The sequence below is a fragment of the Streptomyces colonosanans genome, assembly GCF_001866645.1.
GTDB lineage: Bacteria > Actinomycetota > Actinomycetes > Streptomycetales > Streptomycetaceae > Streptomyces > Streptomyces colonosanans.
On record NZ_MLYP01000010.1, the window covers coordinates 91,679 to 110,528 of the forward strand.

Genomic DNA, 18,850 nt, shown 5'->3' on the forward strand with positions numbered 1-18,850 from the left:
CGGGAGACCACTGACATGCGCTCGCGACTTCCCCTGCTCGCCATCTTCCCGGTGACCGTCCTCACCATCGTGCTGGGCGCCCCCTTCGTCCTCGGCGACCACCCGGTGCGCTGGGAGGCGGGCTCGGCCATGCCCAAGATCGTCCTGGGCGACACCGAGGACCCCACCGGCCCGACCGGCCACACCGCCGACAACGCGCCGGCCTCCTCCCCGTCCTCCTCCACCGACGCCCGCCAGGTCACCAAGCCCTGGAAGAAGGGCATGGCGCAGTGGGGCGTACAGCTCTACTGGGAGGAGGAGAAGAACAAAAGCTCCGACACGTTCATCGAGAACCAGGCCCGCAAGCACGCCAAGTACCTCATCGGCCTGGGCGCGAACTCGGTGTCCGTCTCCTTCCCGTTCTTCATCGAGAACTCCACGTCCAACAAGCTTTCGGCCGGCGCCAAGACACCATCCCCGGAACGTCTGCAGCGGGTGCTGAAGGTGTTCAAGGACGCCGGTTTCCGCACCACGGCCCGTCCGATCCTGGCCGAAGGGACCCTGGAGCAGTCGAAGGACTGGCGCGGCAGCATCGAGCCTGCCTCGCGCTCCGCCTGGTTCGCCTCGTACCAGCAGTTCCTCACCCCGTATCTCAAAGCCGCGCAGGACACGAAGGCGGACACCTTCGTGATCGGCACCGAGCTCAACTCCCTGGAAGGCGACGCGGGCTGGGATGCCCTGGTCAGCTACGCCGAGAAGGCCTTCTCCGGCGAGGTCGCCTACGACGCCAACTGGGACAACTACGTCTCCCGCCGGATCAACATGCCGGTCAACCACCTCGGCGTCGACGCCTACTTCCCCATCAAGGTGCCGGACACCGCTCCGGTCGGGGACCTGGTCAAGGGCTGGAACGACTGGCTGGACAAGAAGGCCACCGGCCCGCTGCCGAACATCCTCGTCTCCGAGACGGGCATCGGCGCCATGAACGGCGCGTACCACGCTCCCGGTGACTTCTATGCCAGGCGTGCCCTCAACCCCCAGGTGCAGGCCAATTGGTACAACGCCGTCTGCCAGGTCGTCCAGGACCGGCGGATGCAGGGCATCTACTGGTGGTCGCTCTGGTTCGACGACGACCCGAACACCGAGCCCGACGACAAGGTCGCCTCCCGGATGGACTTCGCCGGACGCCCCCTCTCCGAGAAGGCCATCAAGTCCTGTTTCAGCTCTGACTACGCAGGACCCGGCACCGCCACCACAAGCTGACCGAGCGAAGGCAATCATGCAAGAAGCCATCATCCTGGTGGGCGGCAAGGGAACCCGCCTGCGCCCACTGACGAACCACACTCCGAAACCGCTGCTCAGCGTCGCGGGCTCCTCCTTCATCCGGCACCAGATCGCCAAGCTCATGGACGCGGGGGTCGAGCACGTGGTGTTCGCCACCTCGTACCTCGCCAGCCTCTTCGAGCAGGAGTTCAAGGACTTCTCCCAGGACCTGGAGATCTCCTACGCCGTCGAGGAGGTCCCGCTCGGCACCGGCGGGGCGATCCGCAACGCCGCGCGTCTGCTGCGCGGGGGCTCGGCCGACGCTCCGGTCCTCATCCTCAACGGCGACATCCTGTCCGGCCTGGACCTGCGGGCCGTCCTGGCGCGGCACGAGGACCGGGACGCGGACGTGACCCTGCATCTCACCCGGGTTCCCGACCCGCGCGCCTTCGGTCTCGTCCCCACCGACGGAACCGGCCGGGTGCTGTCCTTCCTCGAGAAGCCCAAGACGGCCGCGGAGTGCGTCACCGACCAGATCAACGCGGGCTGTTACGTCTTCAGCCGGTCCGTCCTGGAGACCATCCCGGCCGACCGCGAGGTCTCGGTCGAGCAGGAGACCTTCCCGCAGCTCGTCGCCCAGGGGCGACGCGTGTTCGGCCACACCACGGAGGACTACTGGCGCGATCTCGGTACGCCGCTGGCCTTCGTCCACGGCTCCGCCGACCTCGTCACCGGCAAGGCGACCTCTCCCCTCGTGGAGATGCCGGCCGAGGCCCTGATCCATCCCACGGCCGCCGTCGACCCGACCGCCCGCATCACGGGCGGCTCGACGATCGGCCCGTGTGCCGTCATCGGTCCGCACGTGGTCGTCGACCGCTCCATCATCGGCGCGAACGTCACCGTGGCCGAGGGCGCACAAATCCGCGAGTCCGTGGTCGACCACGACTCCTCGATCGGCAGCGAATCGTTTCTCCGCGAGGTCGTGGTGGGCTGCCACTCGCACGTCGGCGCACAGAACGAGCTGCCCGCCCAGCTGCGGCTGTCGTGCGGCATCCGTATCCCCGCCCAAGGGGTGCGCGTCAGCGGTACGGCTGCCGCCTGCCCGACGGTCCACTGACCTCGTCTGCCCGCCGAACGGCTTGACCGCACAGTTACTGGGAGAACCGTGACCCGCCATCGCTCAACGGCCGCGCAGACGGAGCGTCTTCGCAAGTACCGGCCGGACATTCAGGGCATGCGCGCCGTGGCCATCATGATGGTGGTCAGCATGCACTGCGGCATACTCGACATCCACGGCGGCGTGGACGTGAGCTTCGTGCTGAGCGGCTTCCTCATCGGCGGCCAGCTCCTCGCCGAGATCGACAAGACCGGCAAGGTGTCCCTGACCAAGTTCTGGGCCCGCCGCTTCCGCCGCCTGACCCCGCCCATGGCCCTCGTCATCGTCGGCACCGCGGTCATGGCATGGGTATACGGCAGCCCGCTCAGGTTCCGCACCTACATGGAGGACGGCCTCAGCGCCTCCCTCAGCTTCCTGAACTGGCGCCTGGTCGAGAACGGCACCGACTACTTCGCCAACGACGGGTCGCAGACCCCGTATCAGCACTTCTGGTCGCTGGGCATCGAAGAACAGTTCTACCTCGCCGCCCCGATCCTCCTCGTCGTGCTGGTCTGGATCAGCCGCAAGATCTTCCGCAACCGTGCCCTGGTCGCGCTGTTCCTGATGGCCGTCATCGCCGGATCGTTCTATCTGGGCTGGTCGAAGACCCCCGAGAACCAGCCGCTCGCGTACTTCAGCACCCACACCCGGATCTGGGAGATCACCTGCGGCGTCCTTCTCGCCCTCGCCGCCACGCAGGTCTCCCGCATGAACACCGGTCTGGCCGCGGTCATCACGTGGCTGGGGCTCGGCACCGTGCTCGTCACCGCGATGCTCATCACCAGCGAGACACCGCTGCCCGGATACGCGGTGGCCGGCCCGGTCATCGGCACCGTCATGGTCATCGCCGGCGGCTGCGCCAACCCCCGGTTCGGCGTGGAGCGGCTGCTCGACAATCCCGTCCTGGACTTCATCGGCAACGCCAGTTACGGCTGGTACCTGACGCACTGGCCGCTCCTGGTGCTCTGGCCGTCCATCACCGACCGGGACTTCACGTTCGAGGAGCGGATGCGCGTCGTCGTCCTCTCGTTCCTGGCGGCCGTCCTTCTGCACTACACCGTCGAGCGCACATTCAAGAAGAACGTGTCGCTGCTGGCCCGCCCCTGGAAGGGCGTTTTCACCGGCGGATTCACCACCGCGGGCACGGCCGGGGCGATGGTCCTGGCGACGATCGTCCCGCTGAACCTGGCGACTTCGCCCTCGTCGAGCACGGTCGCGGTCGGGTACACCAGCGCGGCGTCGGTCGAGGACTCCGTGCGCCGCACACAGCTCTCCGCGGCCGTGCAGAGCGCCCTGCCCAGCACACCGAAGAACTCCGCCGAGCGCGGTTGCATCGACAACTTCGACGTCACCAAGTTCGTGCTGCGCGACGGGTGTGTCATCGGCGACCCGAAGGGCTCGAAGACCCTTGTCCTCATGGGGGACTCGCACGCCTGGCAGTGGAGCGACACCTACCACGAGATCGGCGAGGAACTGGGCGTAAAGGTGGTGACCCTGTCGAAGGGCGGCTGCTCGCCGCAGATGTACCGCATCGTCAACCCCCAGGTGAACCGCGAGTACACCGAGTGCGACAGCTGGCGCGAGTCGGCCTTCGCGGAGCTCAAGAAGATCCACCCGGACGTCCTCGTCATCGCCGACCGAGCGCGCCGTGAGGCGAACCGGTCCGGCGCCGAGGCCTCGTTCAAGGTGTTCAAGGAGACCGGCGCCAAGCTCGTCTACATGACGGACACCCCGGAGCCCGGCCAGAACATCCCGGACTGTCTCGCCACGCACATCGACGACATCACCCCCTGCAACCGCAAGCAGTGGCAGGCGCTGGAGTACACGGAGTTCCGCGCCATGGAGCGGGAAGTGGCCGAGAAGTACGGCGCGGACATCATCGACACGACGCCCGCGTTCTGCACCGCGGACGTGTGCCCGGCGGTCATCGGCGACCAGGTCGTCTACTTCGACAACAGCCACATCACATCGTCGTACTCGAAGACCCTGAAGCCCTTCCTCGAGCCGGCCCTGAAGGAAATCCTGGACAAGGCGTAGCCCGCGTCCCAGGCCGGGGGCTCTGCGGCGACCGCCGCGGAGCCCCCTTTCAGTGCACCGTGCCCCGCACCCGCCGCGCCTGCCGCTGGCGCTCGGCGAGCTGGTCGTCCGCCGGGTACGCGACCTCCTCCAGGGTCAGCCCGAGCGGGCGGACGACATGGACGGCGCTGTCGCGGACGCCGGCGTCGAGGACCTTCCGCGGCCACTCCACGCCACGGTGGCCGTCGCCCACGAACAGCAGGGCGCCGACCATGGAGCGCACCTGGTTGTGGCAGAAGGCGTCGGCGCGGACCTCGATCTCGATGATGCCGTCGGCCCCCCGGCGCACCCCGAAGTCGAGGATCTCGCGGATCGTCGTCGCCCCCTCGCGTTTCTTCGCGTACGCCGCGAAGTCATGCTCCCCGATCAGGGACTTGGCGGCGGCGTCCATGACGTCGACGTCCAGAGGCCAGTCGTGCCACAGGACGTGGTTGCGCAGCAGTGGATCCACACCGCCGGGGTTGTCCGTGACGCGATAGGCGTAGCGCCGCCAGATCGCGGCGAAACGGGCGTTGAAGCCGCTGGGCGCCTCCCTGAGCGCCCACACCCGCACATCCCTGGGCAGACGCCCGGCGAGCCGTTTGAGCAGTTTTCCGCTCTGCTCGGCCCAGACCTCCCGGGGCAGATCTACATGGGCGACCTGTCCCCTCGCATGCACCCCGGCATCGGTCCGCCCGGCCACCGTCAGCTCGTAGGCCTGGCCGGACCGGGTGACCGTGCGCAGGGCGTCCTCGACCTCCCCCTGCACGGTCCGCCTGCCGCCGGCCTGTTTGGCCCAGCCGTGGAAGTCGGTGCCGTCGTAGGAAAGGTCGAGGCGGATGCGGACGTGTCCGGGCTGTACTTCGTCACTCACTCCTGGATCCTCTCAGGTACGCGAAAGCGGGCCCGCCCCAAGGGACGGACCCGCTCAGCGCGAGGGCTGGCCTCAGGCGTCCTTCGACTCCTCGGCAGCCTCGACGGCTTCCTCGGCCTTGGTCTCCTCGACCTTGACCTCCTCAGCCTCCTTGACCGCACGCTTGGTGGCGGCCTCGGCCTCGCCGACGGCCTTCTGCTGCACCGTCAGCGCCTCGACCAGCTCGATCACAGCCATGGGCGCGTTGTCGCCACGGCGGTTACCGATCTTGGTGATGCGGGTGTAGCCACCCGGACGGTTCTCGTAGCGCGGGCCGATCTCGGTGAAGAGCGTGTGAACGATGCTCTTGTCCGTGATGACCTGGAGCACCTGACGGCGGTTGTGAAGGTCGCCCTTCTTCGCCTTGGTGACCAGACGCTCGGCGTACGGCCGCAGCTTGCGGGCCTTCGCCTCGGTGGTGGTGATACGACCGTGCTCGAACAGCGCCTTCGCGAGGTTCGCGAGGATCAGCTTCTCGTGCGCGGCGCTGCCGCCCATGCGGGCACCCTTGGTGGGCCTCGGCATTCTCTTTCTCCTTGGTGTCTGCCCCGGCCGTGTCAGGTACCGGGGTCAGTATCCGAGCAGGCGGTCGCCTGTCGGAGATCCGGGAGCGGCCCCGAAGGGGTGCTCCCGGAAAGGGCGCGGGATGGTGTCGACAAGCGACGCACCCACGCCCGGGTACGGACCGTCTGGCCCGAACTCTCAGTACTGCTCGGTCTCGACGAACCCGGCGTCCGCGTCGTCGTCGGCGCCGAAGGCGTCGGCGGCGGCGGTCGGGTCGAATCCGGGCGGGCTGTCCTTCAGGGCCAGGCCCATGCCGGCCAGCTTCGCCTTGACCTCGTCGATGGACTTCGCACCGAAGTTGCGGATGTCCAGCAGGTCGGCCTCGGAGCGGGCGACGAGCTCACCCACGGAGTGGATGCCCTCACGCTTGAGGCAGTTGTAGGAGCGGACCGTGAGCTCCAGCTCCTCGATCGGCAGCGCGAGGTCGGCGGCCAGGGCGGCGTCCGTCGGGGACGGGCCCATGTCGATGCCCTCGGCGTCGATGTTGAGCTCGCGGGCCAGACCGAACAGCTCCACCAGGGTCTTACCGGCGGACGCCATGGCGTCACGCGGACGCATGGCCTGCTTGGTCTCGACGTCGACGATCAGCTTGTCGAAGTCGGTGCGCTGCTCGACACGGGTCGCCTCGACCTTGTAGGTGACCTTGAGAACCGGCGAGTAGATGGAGTCGACCGGAATACGGCCGATCTCCTGGCCCGCCTGCTTGTTCTGCACGGCGGAGACATAACCGCGACCCCGCTCGACGGTCAGCTCCATCTCCAGCTTGCCCTTGCCGTTGAGCGTGGCGAGGACCAGGTCGGGGTTGTGCACCTCGACACCGGCCGGCGGCGCGATGTCGGCGGCCGTGACCAGACCCGGGCCCTGCTTGCGCAGGTACATCACGACCGGCTCGTCGTGCTCGGAGGAGACGACCAGCTGCTTGATGTTGAGGATCAGGTCGGTGACGTCCTCCTTGACGCCCGGCACGGTGGTGAACTCGTGCAGAACGCCGTCGATGCGGATGGACGTGACCGCCGCACCCGGGATCGAGGAGAGGAGCGTACGACGCAGGGAGTTGCCGAGGGTGTAGCCGAAGCCCGGCTCCAGCGGCTCGATCACGAACCGGGAGCGGAACTCGTCGACGACCTCTTCGGTCAACGAGGGACGCTGAGCGATCAGCATGTGTGGATCAGATCCTTCAGTCGTGGACGCCCGCTATATGACGCCCGACAGCCCGTACCTCGACGGCACGGGGTACTACAAGGGTACGGGCGGTACGACCCGAAGAGGGCCGTACCGCCCGGAAAACCGCGGCCGGGAGGCGTCAGACGCGACGACGCTTCGGCGGGCGGCAGCCGTTGTGCGGGGTCGGGGTGACGTCCTGGATGGAGCCGACCTCGAGGCCCGTGGCCTGCAGGGAGCGGATCGCGGTCTCACGACCGGAACCCGGGCCCTTCACGAACACGTCGACCTTGCGCATGCCGTGCTCCTGGGCGCGGCGGGCAGCCGACTCGGCGGCCATCTGCGCGGCGAACGGCGTGGACTTCCGGGAGCCCTTGAAGCCGACGTGGCCGGCGGAGGCCCAGGAGATCACGTTGCCGGACGGGTCCGTGATCGAGACGATCGTGTTGTTGAACGTGCTCTTGATGTGCGCGTGGCCGTGAGCGACGTTCTTCTTTTCCTTGCGGCGCACCTTCTTGGCAGCGCCCTGACGACCCTTGGGGGGCATCTACTAACTCCTACGGGAGGTGGTCGGTCCTACAGCGAAGACCGTGGACAGGTGTCCGCTGCGGACTACTTCTTGCCCGGCTTCTTCTTGCCGGCGATGGCGCGACGCGGGCCCTTGCGGGTGCGGGCGTTGGTGCTGGTGCGCTGACCGCGGACAGGCAGACCGCGGCGGTGACGCAGACCCTGGTAGCAGCCGATCTCGACCTTGCGGCGGATGTCGGCCTGGATCTCGCGACGGAGGTCACCCTCGGTCTTGATGTTGTTGTCGACGTACTCGCGGATCGCGACCAGCTGCTCCTCGGAGAGGTCACGAACGCGGGTGTTCGGGTCAACGCCGGTCGCAGCCAGCGTCGCCTGCGAGAGGGTCCGGCCGATGCCGAACACGTAGGTGAGGGCGACCTCCACGCGCTTTTCGCGCGGGATGTCAACACCGGAAACGCGTGCCATTCAATGGCTCCAGTTGATCTTCGGAGGTCTTCCACAGGACCGGATCCCAGCCGCCGTACGAGGTACGAACTGGGTCCCCGGCCTCCGAACCGGGGGTGTCAGGCCTGAACTTCAGGCCCGGGTCCTGCGTATGAACATATTGCTCGCGTCGCGCGAAGCTCTGCGGATGCAGAGGGTGGGTCGTGCGTCAGCCCTGGCGCTGCTTGTGGCGCGGGTTGTCGCAGATGACCATGACCCGGCCGTGACGGCGGATCACCCTGCACTTGTCGCAGATCTTCTTGACGCTCGGCTTGACCTTCATGGGGTGAGGTTCTCCGGGTCGATGCCCCGCCTTGGAGGGCGGGAGCGGGCAAAGATCTACTTGTACCGTTGAAGTTCACTCCGGACACGTCCGGAGTGGCTCCCCTGGATCACTCCGGGGAGTTTGACAGGACAGGCCTGTCCAGCCACGACCCTTCCGGCCGCGGGGGCGGGTGCGAGACCCGTCCAAGCCTTACTTGTACCGGTAAACGATCCGGCCACGCGTCAGGTCGTACGGAGACAGCTCCACCACGACCCGGTCGTCAGGGAGGATGCGGATGTAGTGCATGCGCATCTTGCCGCTGATGTGTGCCAGGACCTGGTGGCCGTTCTGGAGCTCGACTCTGAACATGGCGTTCGGCAGAGACTCGACGACAGTGCCCTCGATCTCGATGGCACCTTGCTTCTTGGCCACGCTTCGCCCTTCGAATCGACTACCTTGATCGACTTCGTCTCACGCACGCGGACATGCGGATGCACGAGAGCCGACGAGTCAGTCTACGTCAGGGCCCCAGGAAACACGAATCGAGGCAGTCTGCCCCACGAACGAGATCATCATGCCAGGGGGTCGGGGGCGACGGTGATGCCGTACTCCGCGAGCTTGGCCTTGCCGGCGTCCGGAGCCGTGAGTACCAGCGGGCCCTGCTCGGTGAGGGCGACGGAGTGCTCCCAGTGGGACGACCACGTACCGTCCGTCGTGATCACGGTCCAGTCGTCCGAGAGGACCTCCGTCTTCGGCGTCCCCAGCGACACCATCGGCTCGATGGCCAGGCAGAACCCGGGCACCAGCTTCGGGCCCTTGCCGCGCCGCCGCTCGACGTAGTTCAGCAGGTGCGGGTCCATGTGCATCTCGGTGCCGATGCCGTGCCCGCCGTAGTCCTCGATGATCCCGTAGCGTCCGCCGCCCGGCTTCGGCTGCCGGCGGATGTACGTCTCGATGGCGCGCGAGACGTCGACGAGCCGGTTGCCCAGCTTCATCGCGGCGATCCCGGCCCACATCGATTCCTCGGTCACCCGGGAGAGCTCGACCAGCTCCGGAGCGTGACCCGAGCCCACGAACGCGGTGAAGGCGGCGTCGCCGTGCCAGCCGTCCACGATCGCGCCCGCGTCGATGGAGATGATGTCGCCGTCCTTGAGCACGACCTCGTCGGACGGGATACCGTGCACCACGACCTCGTTCACCGAGGTGCAGATGGTCGCGGGGAAGCCGCCGTAGCCCAGGAAGTTCGACTTCGCGCCGTGCTCGGCGAGCACCTTGCGCGCGGCCTCGTCCAGGTCCTTCGTCGTGGCGCCCGGCACGGCCGCCTCACGCGTGGCGGCGTGCACGGCGGCGACGACCAACCCCGCCTCACGCATCTTGGCGATCTGCTCGGGGGTCTTGATCTGCACCATGCGGCTGCGGCCTTTCTGGACCGGAGAGAGACGGACACCATCAAAGATACGGGGAGGGACCACCCAACCCGTCCGGCGTTCGGGGGACGAGCCCGTTCAGGCCGACCGGGAGTGCGAGGGCGCGGCGCCCAGCGGGGTCGCCACACCTGGGATGCCCCGCAGATCGGCCGCGGCCCCCGGGAGGGGAACCGCGGCCGTAAAGCGGCAGAGGCGGGGCGGGGCGACTACTTGTCGCCGGTCCTCTGGTCGAGCACCTGCATCGCGCGGGCGGTGACTTCGTCCACCTTGCCGAGCGCCGAGATCGTGACCACCAGGCCCTGCGCCTTGTAGTAGTCGATGATCGGCTCGGTCTGCGTGTGGTAGACCTCCAGCCGCTTGCGGACGGTCTCCTCCGAGTCGTCGTCCCGCTGGTACAGCTCGCCGCCGCAGATGTCGCAGACGCCGTCCTGCTTCGCCGGCTTGTACGAGACGTGGAAGACGTGTGCCGAGTCGTTTCGGCAGACGCGGCGACCCGCGATGCGCTTGACGACCTCGTCCTCGGGGACCTCCAGGTCGAGGATCGCGTCCAGCTTCATGCCCTCGGCCTTGAGCATCTCGTCCAGCGCCACGGCCTGCTGCACATTCCGCGGGAAGCCGTCCAGCAGGAAGCCGCCCTGCGCGTCCGGCTGCTCCATGCGGTCCTTGGCCATCGCGATGGTGACCTCGTCCGGGACCAGGTTGCCCGCGTCCATGTAGGACTTCGCGAGCTTGCCCAGCTCCGTCTGCCGGCTGATGTTGGCGCGGAACAGGTCGCCCGTGGAGATGTGCGGGATCGACAGGTTCTCGGCGAGGAACGCGGCCTGCGTTCCCTTGCCAGCACCGGGTGGCCCGACGAGGACGATTCGCATCAGCGGAGGAACCCTTCGTAATTGCGCTGCTGGAGCTGGCTCTCGATCTGCTTCACCGTCTCAAGGCCGACACCCACGATGATCAGGATGCTGGTACCACCGAACGGGAAGTTCTGGTTCGCCCCGAAGCCCACCAACGCCATTGTCGGTACGAGTGCGATCAGACCCAGATACAGCGAACCCGGCCAGGTGATCCGGTTGAGTACGTAGCTCAGGTACTCAGCGGTCGGCCGACCAGCCCGGATGCCCGGGATGAAGCCACCATACTTCTTCATGTTGTCCGCGACTTCCTCGGGGTTGAAGGAGATCGCCACGTAGAAGAACGCGAAGAAAACGATGAGCAAGAAGTAGAGGGTGATGTAGATCGGGTGGTCACCCTTGGTGAGGTTCTGGTCGATCCAGGTCTTCCAGCTGGAGTTGCCTCCGGCGAACTGCGCGATCAGAGCCGGGATGTACAGCAGCGACGACGCGAAGATGACGGGGATGACACCCGCCTGGTTCACCTTCAGCGGGATGTACGTGGACGTACCGCCGTAGGCGCGACGGCCGATCATGCGCTTCGCGTACTGGACCGGGATGCGACGCTGCGCCTGCTCGACGAAGACCACCAGGGCGACCATGATCAGGCCGACCAGGATGACGGTGCCGAACTCGATCCAGCCGCCCGCCAGGCTGCCCTGCTTCTTGATGGCCCACAGGGCGGACGGGAAGGTCGCGGCGATCGAGATGAACATCAGGATGGACATGCCGTTGCCGATGCCGCGGTCGGTGATCAGCTCACCGAGCCACATGACGACGGCCGTACCGGCGGTCATGGTGATGACCATCGTGATGGTGGTGAAGATCGACTGGTTCGGCACGATCGAACCTGCCACCGGGCAGCCGGAGAACAGGGCGCCACTACGGGCGGTGGCCACCAGGCCGGTGCCCTGGAGGATCGCCAGCGCCACCGTCAGGTACCGGGTGTACTGCGTGATCTTCGCGGTACCCGACTGGCCTTCCTTCTTCAGGGCTTCCAGGCGCGGAATGACCACGGTCAGCAGCTGGAGGATGATACTCGCCGTGATGTACGGCATGATGCCCAGCGCAAAGATCGTGATCTGCAGCAGCGCGCCGCCGCTGAACATGTTGACCAGCCCGAACAGGCCCTGGTTGCCCTTGGCGACGTCGATACAGGTCTGGACGTTCTTGTAGTCGACACCAGGGATCGGGATGTGCGTACCGAGCCGGTACACCACGATGATGCCGAGCGTGAAGAGCAGCTTCTTGCGCAGGTCGGGCGTCTTGAACGCCCGGGCGAACGCGGTGAGCACGGTGCCTCCTGCGACCCCCGCGCGACTGCGTCAAGGGTGACGGTCTTGAGATTCCGACTGACAACGACATGGGTAACGATCAACTGCCGCCGTGAGTGCCCATACCGCGACACCCCCGCGAAAGTTGACAGTGCAGGCCACCTTACCGGCGAGAGCACCTACCTAGGAACGACCAACCGGGGATACCCCAATTGTGGGGTATCCCCGGTCGGGATCGTTCATGCCATCAAGACGCCCGAAAGGGTCAGACGAGCTCGGTGACGGTACCGCCGGCGGCGGTGATCTTCTCCTTGGCGGAGCCGGAGACGGCGTCCACCGTCACCTGCAGCGCCACGGAGATCTCGCCCTGGCCCAGGACCTTGACGAGGCTGTTCTTGCGAACGGCACCCTTGGCCACCAGGTCCTCGACCGTGACCTCGCCACCCTGCGGGTACAGCGCGGCCAGCTTGTCGAGGTTGACGACCTGGAACTCGGTCTTGAACGGGTTCTTGAAGCCCTTCAGCTTCGGGAGGCGCATGTGGAGCGGCATCTGGCCACCCTCGAAGCGCTCCGGAACCTGGTAACGGGCCTTCGTACCCTTGGTACCACGACCGGCCGTCTTACCCTTCGACGCCTCACCACGACCCACACGGGTCTTGGCGGTCTTGGCGCCCGGGGCGGGACGGAGGTTGTGGATCTTGAGCGGGTTCTGCTCCGCCATGATCAGTCGACCTCCTCGACCGTCACGAGGTGGCGGACGGTGTGCACCATGCCGCGGAACTCGGGGCGGTCCTCCTTGACGACCTGCGTGTTGATGCCCTTGAGACCAAGGGAGCGCAGGGTGTCACGGTGGTTCTGCTTGCTACCGATGTAGGACTTGACCTGCGTGACCTTGAGCTGAGCCATCACGCACCCGCCCCGGCACGCGCACGCAGCAGGGCCGCGGGAGCGACGTCCTCGAGCGGCAGACCACGGCGGGCCGCGACCTCCTCGGGACGCTGCAGACCCTTCAGGGCCTCCACGGTCGCGTGCACGATGTTGATCGCGTTGTCGGAGCCGAGCGACTTCGACAGGATGTCGTGGATACCGGCGCACTCGAGCACGGCACGCACCGGACCACCGGCGATAACACCGGTACCGGGGGACGCGGGCTTGAGCAGCACGACGCCGGCAGCCTTCTCACCCTGGATCGGGTGCGGGATGGTGCCCTGGATCCGCGGGACCTTGAAGAAGTGCTTCTTGGCCTCCTCAACGCCCTTGGCGATGGCGGCCGGCACCTCCTTGGCCTTGCCGTATCCGACACCCACGGTGCCGTCACCGTCGCCCACCACGACCAGCGCGGTGAAGCTGAAGCGACGACCACCCTTCACAACCTTGGCGACGCGGTTGATCGCGACGACGCGCTCAACGTACGCGGTCTTCTCGGCGGCAGCAGCGCCGCCGTCACGGCCCTTCCGGTCCCGCCGCTCGCCGCCACCGGCACCGCCACCGCGGCGCTGGGGTCCAGCCATTGGATTACCTCTCTCTTTCCGCTAGCTACAGCGGCTCAGAACTTGAGCCCGGCTTCGCGGGCGGCGTCCGCCAGGGCGGCGATGCGCCCGGCGTACTGGTTGCCACCACGGTCGAACACGACGGCCTCGACACCGGCGGCCTTGGCGCGCTCGGCGACCAGGGCACCGACCTGCTTGGCCTGCGCGGACTTGTCGCCCTCGCCACCGCGGATCGAGGTGTCCAGGGTGGACGCCGACGCAAGGGTGTGACCCTTGAGGTCGTCGATCACCTGGGCCACGATGTGGCGGTTGGAGCGGGTAACGACCAGACGCGGACGCTCCGCCGTACCGTTGATCCGCTTGCGGATCCGGATGTGACGGCGCTTGATCGCGGCGCGCTTGTAGGCGTCGCCCTTCAGGATCTTCTGTCCGTATGCCATGGCTTACTTACCCGCCTTTCCGACCTTGCGGCGGATGACTTCGCCCTCGTACTTGACGCCCTTGGCCTTGTACGGGTCAGGCTTGCGCAGCTTGCGGATGTTGGCCGCAACCTCGCCGACCTTCTGCTTGTCGATGCCCTCGACCGAGAAGCGGGTCGGGGCCTCCACCTTGAAGGTGATGCCCTCGGGCGCCTCGACGGTGATCGAGTGGCTGTAGCCGAGCGCGAACTCGAGGTTCGAACCCTTGGCGGTCACGCGGTAACCGACACCACTGATCTCGAGCTTCTTCACGTAACCCTGGGTCACGCCGGTGATCATGTTCGCCACCAGCGTGCGGGACAGGCCGTGCAGGGCCTTGTTCTGACGCTCGTCATTGGGGCGGGTCACCTGAAGGGTGCCGTCCTCGTTCTTGACGATCTCGATCGGCGAGGCAATGGTGTGGGTCAGTTCGCCCTTGGGGCCCTTGACCGCGACCGTGCTGCCGTCGATGGTGACGTCCACGCCGGCGGGAACCGCGATGGGGAGCTTGCCGATGCGCGACATAGCTGTTTCCTCCGTTCCCTTCCGTTACCAGACGTAGGCGAGAACTTCTCCGCCTACGCCCTTCTTGCCGGCCTGCTTGTCGGTGAGGAGCCCGTGGGACGTGGAGATGATCGCCACGCCGAGGCCGCCGAGCACCTTGGGCAGGTTGGTGGACTTCGCGTAAACCCGGAGACCGGGCTTGGAGATCCGCTTGATGCCCGCGATGGAGCGCTCACGGTTCGGGCCGAACTTCAGCTCGAGAACGAGGTTCTTGCCGACCTCGGCGTCCTCGACGCGCCAGCCCGTGATGAAGCCCTCCTGCTGGAGGATCTCCGCGATGTGCGACTTGATCTTCGATGCCGGCATCGTCACGGAGTCGTGGTATGCCGAGTTCGCGTTCCGCAGACGCGTAAGCATGTCTGCGATCGGATCAGTCATGGTCATGAATTGGCCTTCGGCCTCTCTCGCCGGGGTTTCCTGGTGCGCCATCCCTCTCCCCGATCCGAGACGGGACGGGTGCGGCGCGGTGGACCTACGGCGTAGTAAGTCGTACGGGCACGGCAGGCGCCCAACCCCACAAGCCTAAGGCATGGGTGCTGGGCGTCCCGCCGCCCCCAGATGCTTACCGAGAGCCTTGGGAATCCCAATCCAGCCCGTCGGCCCGAAGGGCCGCCCTTGAGGGGGCGGTGGTCGGGCGACGGGTGGGAGGAATTACCAGGAGCTCTTGGTCACGCCCGGCAGCTCGCCACGGTGAGCCATCTCACGAAGGCACACGCGGCACAGGCCGAACTTGCGGTACACGGAGTGCGGACGGCCGCAGCGCTGGCAGCGGGTGTAGCCACGCACACCGAACTTGGGCTTGCGAGCAGCCTTAGCGATCAGAGCCTTCTTCGCCATCTCGCTCACGCCTCCTTGAACGGGAAGCCGAGGTGACGAAGGAGCGCGCGGCCCTCAGCGTCGTTGGTCGCCGTGGTGACCACGGTGATGTCCATACCCCGGACGCGGTCGATCTTGTCCTGGTCGATCTCGTGGAACATGACCTGCTCCGTGAGACCGAAGGTGTAGTTGCCACGGCCGTCGAACTGCTTGGGGGACAGGCCGCGGAAGTCGCGGATGCGCGGGAGCGCGAGCGACAGGGTGCGGTCCAGGAACTCCCACATGCGGTCGCCACGGAGCGTGACGTGGGCACCGATCGGCTGACCCTCACGCAGCTTGAACTGCGCGATGGACTTGCGGGCCTTGGTGACGGCCGGCTTCTGACCGGTGATCGTGGTGAGGTCGCGGATGGCGCCATCGATCAGCTTGGAGTCGCGGGCGGCGTCGCCCACACCCATGTTGACCACGATCTTGACGAGGCCCGGGATCTGCATGACGTTCTCGTACTTGAACTCGTCACGCAGCTTGCCCGTGATCTCCTCACGGTACTTCTGCTTCAGACGCGGAGTGGTGGTAGCCATCAGATGTCCTCACCCGTCCGCTTGGCAACGCGGATCTTGTTGCCGTTCTCGTCGAAGCGGTAGCCGACACGCGTGACGACCTTGTTGCCGTCCTTCTCCACGACCAGCTGAACGTTGGACACGTGGATCGGGGCCTCAGTGGTCACGATGCCGCCGGCCTGGGAACCGCTGGCGGTCGGGCCGGCCTTGGTGTGCTTCTTGACCCGGTTGACACCCTCGACCAGGACGCGCTCGTCGCGCGGGTAAGCGGCAATGACCTTGCCCTGCTTGCCCTTGTCCTTACCGGTGATGACCTGGACCAGGTCGCCCTTCTTGATCTTCATGCTTACAGCACCTCCGGCGCGAGCGAGATGATCTTCATGAACTTCTTCTCGCGCAGCTCACGGCCGACCGGGCCGAAGATACGGGTGCCGCGAGGGTCGCCGTCGTTCTTCAGAATGACGGCGGCGTTCTCGTCGAAGCGGATGTACGAGCCGTCCGGACGGCGGCGCTCCTTGATGGTGCGAACGATGACCGCCTTGACGACGTCACCCTTCTTCACGTTGCCACCGGGGATCGCGTCCTTGACGGTGGCGACGATGACGTCACCGATGCCCGCGTAGCGGCGACCGGAGCCACCGAGCACACGGATGCAAAGGATTTCCTTCGCACCTGTGTTGTCGGCGACGCGCAGTCGCGACTCCTGCTGGATCACGTCTATCTCCTGATCGTCTGCCGGTTCCCTCCAGGTGTTGAACCGGAGAGCCTGGCGGAACTGTCCTGCGGGGAATGCCCCGCAGGAATTACTTGCACCTCTGCAGGCGGAGACCCACGCCGGGGGCCTGGCACCTCTCGGTGCGGCCCCCGGCGGGGGTCAGCGGGGGCGGACCCCCGCTTCCTTACTTCGCCTTCTCGAGGATCTCGACGACGCGCCAGCGCTTGGTCGCGGACAGCGGCCGGGTCTCCATCAGGAGGACGCGGTCGCCGACACCCGCGGCGTTCTGCTCGTCGTGCGCCTTGAGCTTGTTCGTACGGCGGATGACCTTGCCGTACAGCGCGTGCTTGACACGGTCCTCGACGGCGACGACGACGGTCTTGTCCATCTTGTCGCTGACGACGAGACCCTCGCGGGTCTTGCGGAAGCCGCGCGCCTCAGTGTTCTCAGTCATGTTCTCGCTCATCAGGCGTTCTCCACCGTTTCGATGCCCAGCTCACGCTCGCGCATCAGGGTGTAGATCCGCGCGATGTCCTTGCGGACCGCCTTCAGACGGCCGTGGTTCTCGAGCTGGCCCGTCGCCGCCTGGAAACGGAGATTGAACAGCTCTTCCTTGGCCTCGCGGAGCTTGCCAAGAAGCTCCTCGTTGCCCAGCTCGCGCAGCTCGGACGCCTTGGTACCGGCCGACATCACGCTTCACCTGCCTCGCGCTTGACGATCCGGCACTTCATCGGCAGCTTGTGGGCGGCACGAGTCAGCGCCTCACGGGCGATCTTCTCGTTCGGGTAGGACAGCTCGAACATCACCCGACCGGGCTTGACGTTCGCGATCCACCACTCCGGCGAACCCTTACCGGAACCCATGCGGGTCTCGGCGGGCTTCTTGGTCAGCGGGCGGTCCGGGTAGATGTTGATCCAGACCTTGCCGCCACGCTTGATGTGACGAGTCATGGCGATACGAGCCGCTTCGATCTGGCGGTTCGTGACGTACGCCGGGGTCAGCGCCTGGATGCCGTACTCGCCGAACGCAACCTGCGTTCCACCCTTGGCCATACCAGAGCGCTTCGGGTGGTGCTGCTTGCGGTGCTTGACCCTACGGGGGATCAGCATTTCGGTCAGGCCTCCGTTCCGGTGCTCTCAGCCGGAGCGGCGGCGGGAGCCTCGGCCTTGGGGGCCTCGGCAGCCTGCTGAGCCTGCTGCGGCTTGCGACCGCGCCGCTCGCCACCGCGGCCACCACGGGCCGGGCGGTCGGAGCCACCGCGAGCCGGGCGGTTACCCGCACGGGCAGCGGCGTTCTCGGCGCGGACCTCGGCGATGTTCTTGACATCGCCCTTGTAGATCCAGACCTTCACACCGATGCGGCCGAAGGTCGTCTTGGCCTCGAAGAAGCCGTAGTCCACGTTCGCGCGGAGCGTGTGCAGGGGCACACGGCCCTCGCGGTAGAACTCCGAGCGGGACATCTCGGCGCCGCCGAGACGGCCACCACACTGGATCTTGATGCCCTTGGCGCCCGCCTTCATGGCCGACTGCATGCTCTTACGCATGGCGCGGCGGAAGGAGACACGGGAGGACAGCTGCTCGGCAACGGCCTGGGCCACGAGCTGAGCGTCGGTCTCGGGGTTCTTGACCTCGAGGATGTTCAGCTGGACCTGCTTGCCCGTGAGCTTCTCGAGGTCGCCGCGGATGCGGTCGGCCTCGGCGCCACGGCGGCCGATGACGATGCCCGGACGAGCGGTGTGGATGTCCACACGCACGCGGTCACGGGTGCGCTCGATCTCAACCTTCGAGATGCCGGCGCGCTCCATGCCGGACGTCATCATCCGACGGATGGCGACGTCTTCCTTGACGTAGTCCTTGTACAGCTTGTCGGCGTACCAACGCGACTTGAAGTCGGTCGTGACACCGAGCCGGAACCCATGCGGGTTTACCTTCTGGCCCATTACCGGGTTCCTTCCTTGCTGCTGACGACCACGGTGATGTGGCTGGTCCGCTTGCGGATCCGGTAGGCACGGCCCTGGGCGCGCGGCCGGAACCGCTTCAGGGTCGGACCCTCGTCGACGTAGGCCTCGGAGATGTAGAGGCTGTCGGCGTCGGTGTGGTCGTAGTTGTGCGCGGCGTTGGCAATGGCGCTGTCCAGCACCTTGCCCACCGGCACGCTCGCGGCCTGCGGGGCGAAACGCAGGACCGCCTGAGCCTCCGTGGCATCCATGCCACGGATGAGGTCCACCACACGGCGGGCCTTCATGGGCGTGACGCGGATGTACCGCGCCTGGGCCCTGGCTTCCATGGTTGT

General features: G+C 66.7%; 28 protein-coding genes. 3 read left to right on the forward strand and 25 right to left on the reverse strand.

All coding sequences use genetic code 11. The annotated features are described in order from the left end of the window. The first annotated feature begins 15 nt into the window (after positions 1 to 15). The 3 genes from BIV24_RS05170 to BIV24_RS05180 all read left to right on the forward strand — a co-directional run bounded on the left by BIV24_RS05170 (position 16) and on the right by BIV24_RS05180 (position 4,435). A complete protein-coding gene (locus BIV24_RS05170; protein WP_071364948.1) occupies positions 16 to 1,242 on the forward strand; it encodes a glycoside hydrolase family 113 in 1,227 nt (408 codons plus the stop codon). A 16-nt stretch (positions 1,243 to 1,258) separates the two neighbouring features. Beyond that, positions 1,259 to 2,359 carry a mannose-1-phosphate guanylyltransferase gene (manB, locus tag BIV24_RS05175; protein WP_071364949.1) on the forward strand — a complete coding sequence of 367 codons (1,101 nt, stop codon included), beginning with the start codon at positions 1,259 to 1,261 and terminating at the stop codon, positions 2,357 to 2,359. Positions 2,360 to 2,476: 117 nt separating this feature from the next. Further along, positions 2,477 to 4,435, forward strand: coding sequence for an acyltransferase family protein (locus BIV24_RS05180; protein WP_245766673.1), 1,959 nt, complete (start codon positions 2,477 to 2,479; stop codon positions 4,433 to 4,435). Positions 4,436 to 4,484: 49 nt separating this feature from the next. Here the strand turns inward: BIV24_RS05180 and truA are convergent, their stop codons facing one another. From truA to rplV, 25 genes are all read right to left on the reverse strand, one after another. Then, positions 4,485 to 5,327, reverse strand: coding sequence for a tRNA pseudouridine(38-40) synthase TruA (truA, locus tag BIV24_RS05185; RefSeq protein WP_071364951.1), 843 nt, complete (start codon positions 5,325 to 5,327; stop codon positions 4,485 to 4,487). A gap of 72 nt (positions 5,328 to 5,399) precedes the next feature. Next, complete coding sequence (rplQ, locus tag BIV24_RS05190) at positions 5,400 to 5,891, reverse strand: 50S ribosomal protein L17 (RefSeq protein ID WP_071364952.1); 492 nt, start codon at positions 5,889 to 5,891, stop codon at positions 5,400 to 5,402. A gap of 177 nt (positions 5,892 to 6,068) precedes the next feature. Next, positions 6,069 to 7,091 (reverse strand): DNA-directed RNA polymerase subunit alpha, encoded by a 1,023-nt coding sequence (locus BIV24_RS05195; protein WP_024755423.1) that lies wholly within the window; start codon positions 7,089 to 7,091, stop codon positions 6,069 to 6,071. Between the two features lie 142 nt (positions 7,092 to 7,233). Then, positions 7,234 to 7,638, reverse strand: a complete 405-nt coding sequence (gene rpsK, locus BIV24_RS05200; RefSeq protein WP_003956432.1) for a 30S ribosomal protein S11 — start codon at positions 7,636 to 7,638, stop codon at positions 7,234 to 7,236. 65 nt (positions 7,639 to 7,703) lie between these two features. Further along, a complete protein-coding gene (rpsM, locus tag BIV24_RS05205; RefSeq protein WP_071364953.1) occupies positions 7,704 to 8,084 on the reverse strand; it encodes a 30S ribosomal protein S13 in 381 nt (126 codons plus the stop codon). Positions 8,085 to 8,271: 187 nt separating this feature from the next. Further along, a complete protein-coding gene (gene rpmJ / locus BIV24_RS05210) occupies positions 8,272 to 8,385 on the reverse strand; it encodes a 50S ribosomal protein L36 (protein WP_003974245.1) in 114 nt (37 codons plus the stop codon). Positions 8,386 to 8,577: 192 nt separating this feature from the next. Then, positions 8,578 to 8,799 carry a translation initiation factor IF-1 gene (gene infA, locus BIV24_RS05215; protein WP_004927214.1) on the reverse strand — a complete coding sequence of 74 codons (222 nt, stop codon included), beginning with the start codon at positions 8,797 to 8,799 and terminating at the stop codon, positions 8,578 to 8,580. A gap of 140 nt (positions 8,800 to 8,939) precedes the next feature. Then, the gene (gene map / locus BIV24_RS05220; RefSeq protein WP_071364954.1) at positions 8,940 to 9,776 is read right to left on the reverse strand and encodes a type I methionyl aminopeptidase; all 837 of its coding nucleotides are present in this window, start codon (positions 9,774 to 9,776) and stop codon (positions 8,940 to 8,942) included. 224 nt (positions 9,777 to 10,000) lie between these two features. Continuing rightward, positions 10,001 to 10,663, reverse strand: a complete 663-nt coding sequence (locus tag BIV24_RS05225; RefSeq protein ID WP_071364955.1) for an adenylate kinase — start codon at positions 10,661 to 10,663, stop codon at positions 10,001 to 10,003. Beyond that, positions 10,663 to 11,976 (reverse strand): preprotein translocase subunit SecY, encoded by a 1,314-nt coding sequence (secY, locus tag BIV24_RS05230; RefSeq protein ID WP_071364956.1) that lies wholly within the window; start codon positions 11,974 to 11,976, stop codon positions 10,663 to 10,665. The genes BIV24_RS05225 and secY overlap by 1 nt, the downstream gene beginning before the upstream one ends. 244 nt (positions 11,977 to 12,220) lie before the next feature. Further along, positions 12,221 to 12,676: a 50S ribosomal protein L15 gene (gene rplO / locus BIV24_RS05235; RefSeq protein ID WP_071364957.1), complete on the reverse strand. Its 456-nt coding sequence runs from the start codon at positions 12,674 to 12,676 to the stop codon at positions 12,221 to 12,223. 2 nt (positions 12,677 to 12,678) lie between these two features. Then, entirely contained in the window at positions 12,679 to 12,861 is a 183-nt protein-coding gene (gene rpmD / locus BIV24_RS05240; protein WP_071364958.1) for a 50S ribosomal protein L30, read from the reverse strand. Beyond that, the gene (rpsE, locus tag BIV24_RS05245; protein ID WP_015658456.1) at positions 12,861 to 13,466 is read right to left on the reverse strand and encodes a 30S ribosomal protein S5; all 606 of its coding nucleotides are present in this window, start codon (positions 13,464 to 13,466) and stop codon (positions 12,861 to 12,863) included. Before rpsE ends, rpmD begins: the two co-directional genes overlap by 1 nt. A gap of 35 nt (positions 13,467 to 13,501) precedes the next feature. Beyond that, entirely contained in the window at positions 13,502 to 13,885 is a 384-nt protein-coding gene (rplR, locus tag BIV24_RS05250; protein WP_071364959.1) for a 50S ribosomal protein L18, read from the reverse strand. A 3-nt stretch (positions 13,886 to 13,888) separates the two neighbouring features. Beyond that, complete coding sequence (gene rplF, locus BIV24_RS05255; protein ID WP_071364960.1) at positions 13,889 to 14,428, reverse strand: 50S ribosomal protein L6; 540 nt, start codon at positions 14,426 to 14,428, stop codon at positions 13,889 to 13,891. A 24-nt stretch (positions 14,429 to 14,452) separates the two neighbouring features. Next, positions 14,453 to 14,851, reverse strand: coding sequence for a 30S ribosomal protein S8 (rpsH, locus tag BIV24_RS05260; RefSeq protein ID WP_030046382.1), 399 nt, complete (start codon positions 14,849 to 14,851; stop codon positions 14,453 to 14,455). Between the two features lie 267 nt (positions 14,852 to 15,118). After that, on the reverse strand, positions 15,119 to 15,304 hold the full coding sequence (locus BIV24_RS05265; protein ID WP_003948630.1) for a type Z 30S ribosomal protein S14: 186 nt from the start codon (positions 15,302 to 15,304) through the stop codon (positions 15,119 to 15,121). 5 nt (positions 15,305 to 15,309) lie between these two features. Next, entirely contained in the window at positions 15,310 to 15,867 is a 558-nt protein-coding gene (rplE, locus tag BIV24_RS05270) for a 50S ribosomal protein L5 (protein ID WP_107459218.1), read from the reverse strand. After that, positions 15,864 to 16,187 carry a 50S ribosomal protein L24 gene (gene rplX, locus BIV24_RS05275; protein WP_059127179.1) on the reverse strand — a complete coding sequence of 108 codons (324 nt, stop codon included), beginning with the start codon at positions 16,185 to 16,187 and terminating at the stop codon, positions 15,864 to 15,866. Before rplX ends, rplE begins: the two co-directional genes overlap by 4 nt. A 2-nt stretch (positions 16,188 to 16,189) precedes the next feature. Beyond that, complete coding sequence (rplN, locus tag BIV24_RS05280; protein ID WP_071364962.1) at positions 16,190 to 16,558, reverse strand: 50S ribosomal protein L14; 369 nt, start codon at positions 16,556 to 16,558, stop codon at positions 16,190 to 16,192. A 184-nt stretch (positions 16,559 to 16,742) separates the two neighbouring features. Next, positions 16,743 to 17,024: a 30S ribosomal protein S17 gene (gene rpsQ, locus BIV24_RS05285; RefSeq protein ID WP_071364963.1), complete on the reverse strand. Its 282-nt coding sequence runs from the start codon at positions 17,022 to 17,024 to the stop codon at positions 16,743 to 16,745. After that, positions 17,024 to 17,248, reverse strand: a complete 225-nt coding sequence (gene rpmC / locus BIV24_RS05290) for a 50S ribosomal protein L29 (protein WP_018564811.1) — start codon at positions 17,246 to 17,248, stop codon at positions 17,024 to 17,026. Before rpmC ends, rpsQ begins: the two co-directional genes overlap by 1 nt. Next, complete coding sequence (gene rplP / locus BIV24_RS05295; protein ID WP_030811678.1) at positions 17,248 to 17,667, reverse strand: 50S ribosomal protein L16; 420 nt, start codon at positions 17,665 to 17,667, stop codon at positions 17,248 to 17,250. The genes rpmC and rplP overlap by 1 nt, the downstream gene beginning before the upstream one ends. A gap of 5 nt (positions 17,668 to 17,672) precedes the next feature. Further along, positions 17,673 to 18,497 (reverse strand): 30S ribosomal protein S3, encoded by an 825-nt coding sequence (gene rpsC / locus BIV24_RS05300; protein ID WP_071364964.1) that lies wholly within the window; start codon positions 18,495 to 18,497, stop codon positions 17,673 to 17,675. Next, positions 18,497 to 18,844 carry a 50S ribosomal protein L22 gene (gene rplV, locus BIV24_RS05305; RefSeq protein ID WP_019329637.1) on the reverse strand — a complete coding sequence of 116 codons (348 nt, stop codon included), beginning with the start codon at positions 18,842 to 18,844 and terminating at the stop codon, positions 18,497 to 18,499. The genes rpsC and rplV overlap by 1 nt, the downstream gene beginning before the upstream one ends. Positions 18,845 to 18,850 lie beyond the last annotated feature (6 nt).

Bases quoted from the DNA above. Each gene is read 5' to 3' on its own strand.
- BIV24_RS05170 (WP_071364948.1), top strand. From the start codon at position 16: ATGCGCTCGCGACTTCCCCTGCTCGCCATCTTCCCGGTGACCGTCCTC.
- manB (WP_071364949.1), top strand. From the start codon at position 1,259: ATGCAAGAAGCCATCATCCTGGTGGGCGGCAAGGGAACCCGCCTGCGC.
- BIV24_RS05180 (WP_245766673.1), top strand. From the start codon at position 2,477: ATGCGCGCCGTGGCCATCATGATGGTGGTCAGCATGCACTGCGGCATA.
- rplQ (WP_071364952.1), bottom strand. From the start codon at position 5,891: ATGCCGAGGCCCACCAAGGGTGCCCGCATGGGCGGCAGCGCCGCGCAC.
- BIV24_RS05195 (WP_024755423.1), bottom strand. From the start codon at position 7,091: ATGCTGATCGCTCAGCGTCCCTCGTTGACCGAAGAGGTCGTCGACGAG.
- rpsK (WP_003956432.1), bottom strand. From the start codon at position 7,638: ATGCCCCCCAAGGGTCGTCAGGGCGCTGCCAAGAAGGTGCGCCGCAAG.
- rpsM (WP_071364953.1), bottom strand. From the start codon at position 8,084: ATGGCACGCGTTTCCGGTGTTGACATCCCGCGCGAAAAGCGCGTGGAG.
- rpmJ (WP_003974245.1), bottom strand. From the start codon at position 8,385: ATGAAGGTCAAGCCGAGCGTCAAGAAGATCTGCGACAAGTGCAGGGTG.
- map (WP_071364954.1), bottom strand. From the start codon at position 9,776: ATGGTGCAGATCAAGACCCCCGAGCAGATCGCCAAGATGCGTGAGGCG.
- BIV24_RS05225 (WP_071364955.1), bottom strand. From the start codon at position 10,663: ATGCGAATCGTCCTCGTCGGGCCACCCGGTGCTGGCAAGGGAACGCAG.
- rplO (WP_071364957.1), bottom strand. From the start codon at position 12,676: ATGGCGGAGCAGAACCCGCTCAAGATCCACAACCTCCGTCCCGCCCCG.
- rpmD (WP_071364958.1), bottom strand. From the start codon at position 12,861: ATGGCTCAGCTCAAGGTCACGCAGGTCAAGTCCTACATCGGTAGCAAG.
- rpsE (WP_015658456.1), bottom strand. From the start codon at position 13,466: ATGGCTGGACCCCAGCGCCGCGGTGGCGGTGCCGGTGGCGGCGAGCGG.
- rplR (WP_071364959.1), bottom strand. From the start codon at position 13,885: ATGGCATACGGACAGAAGATCCTGAAGGGCGACGCCTACAAGCGCGCC.
- rplF (WP_071364960.1), bottom strand. From the start codon at position 14,428: ATGTCGCGCATCGGCAAGCTCCCCATCGCGGTTCCCGCCGGCGTGGAC.
- rpsH (WP_030046382.1), bottom strand. From the start codon at position 14,851: ATGACCATGACTGATCCGATCGCAGACATGCTTACGCGTCTGCGGAAC.
- BIV24_RS05265 (WP_003948630.1), bottom strand. From the start codon at position 15,304: ATGGCGAAGAAGGCTCTGATCGCTAAGGCTGCTCGCAAGCCCAAGTTC.
- rplX (WP_059127179.1), bottom strand. From the start codon at position 16,187: ATGAAGATCAAGAAGGGCGACCTGGTCCAGGTCATCACCGGTAAGGAC.
- rpsQ (WP_071364963.1), bottom strand. From the start codon at position 17,024: ATGAGCGAGAACATGACTGAGAACACTGAGGCGCGCGGCTTCCGCAAG.
- rpmC (WP_018564811.1), bottom strand. From the start codon at position 17,248: ATGTCGGCCGGTACCAAGGCGTCCGAGCTGCGCGAGCTGGGCAACGAG.
- rplP (WP_030811678.1), bottom strand. From the start codon at position 17,667: ATGCTGATCCCCCGTAGGGTCAAGCACCGCAAGCAGCACCACCCGAAG.
- rpsC (WP_071364964.1), bottom strand. From the start codon at position 18,497: ATGGGCCAGAAGGTAAACCCGCATGGGTTCCGGCTCGGTGTCACGACC.
- rplV (WP_019329637.1), bottom strand. From the start codon at position 18,844: ATGGAAGCCAGGGCCCAGGCGCGGTACATCCGCGTCACGCCCATGAAG.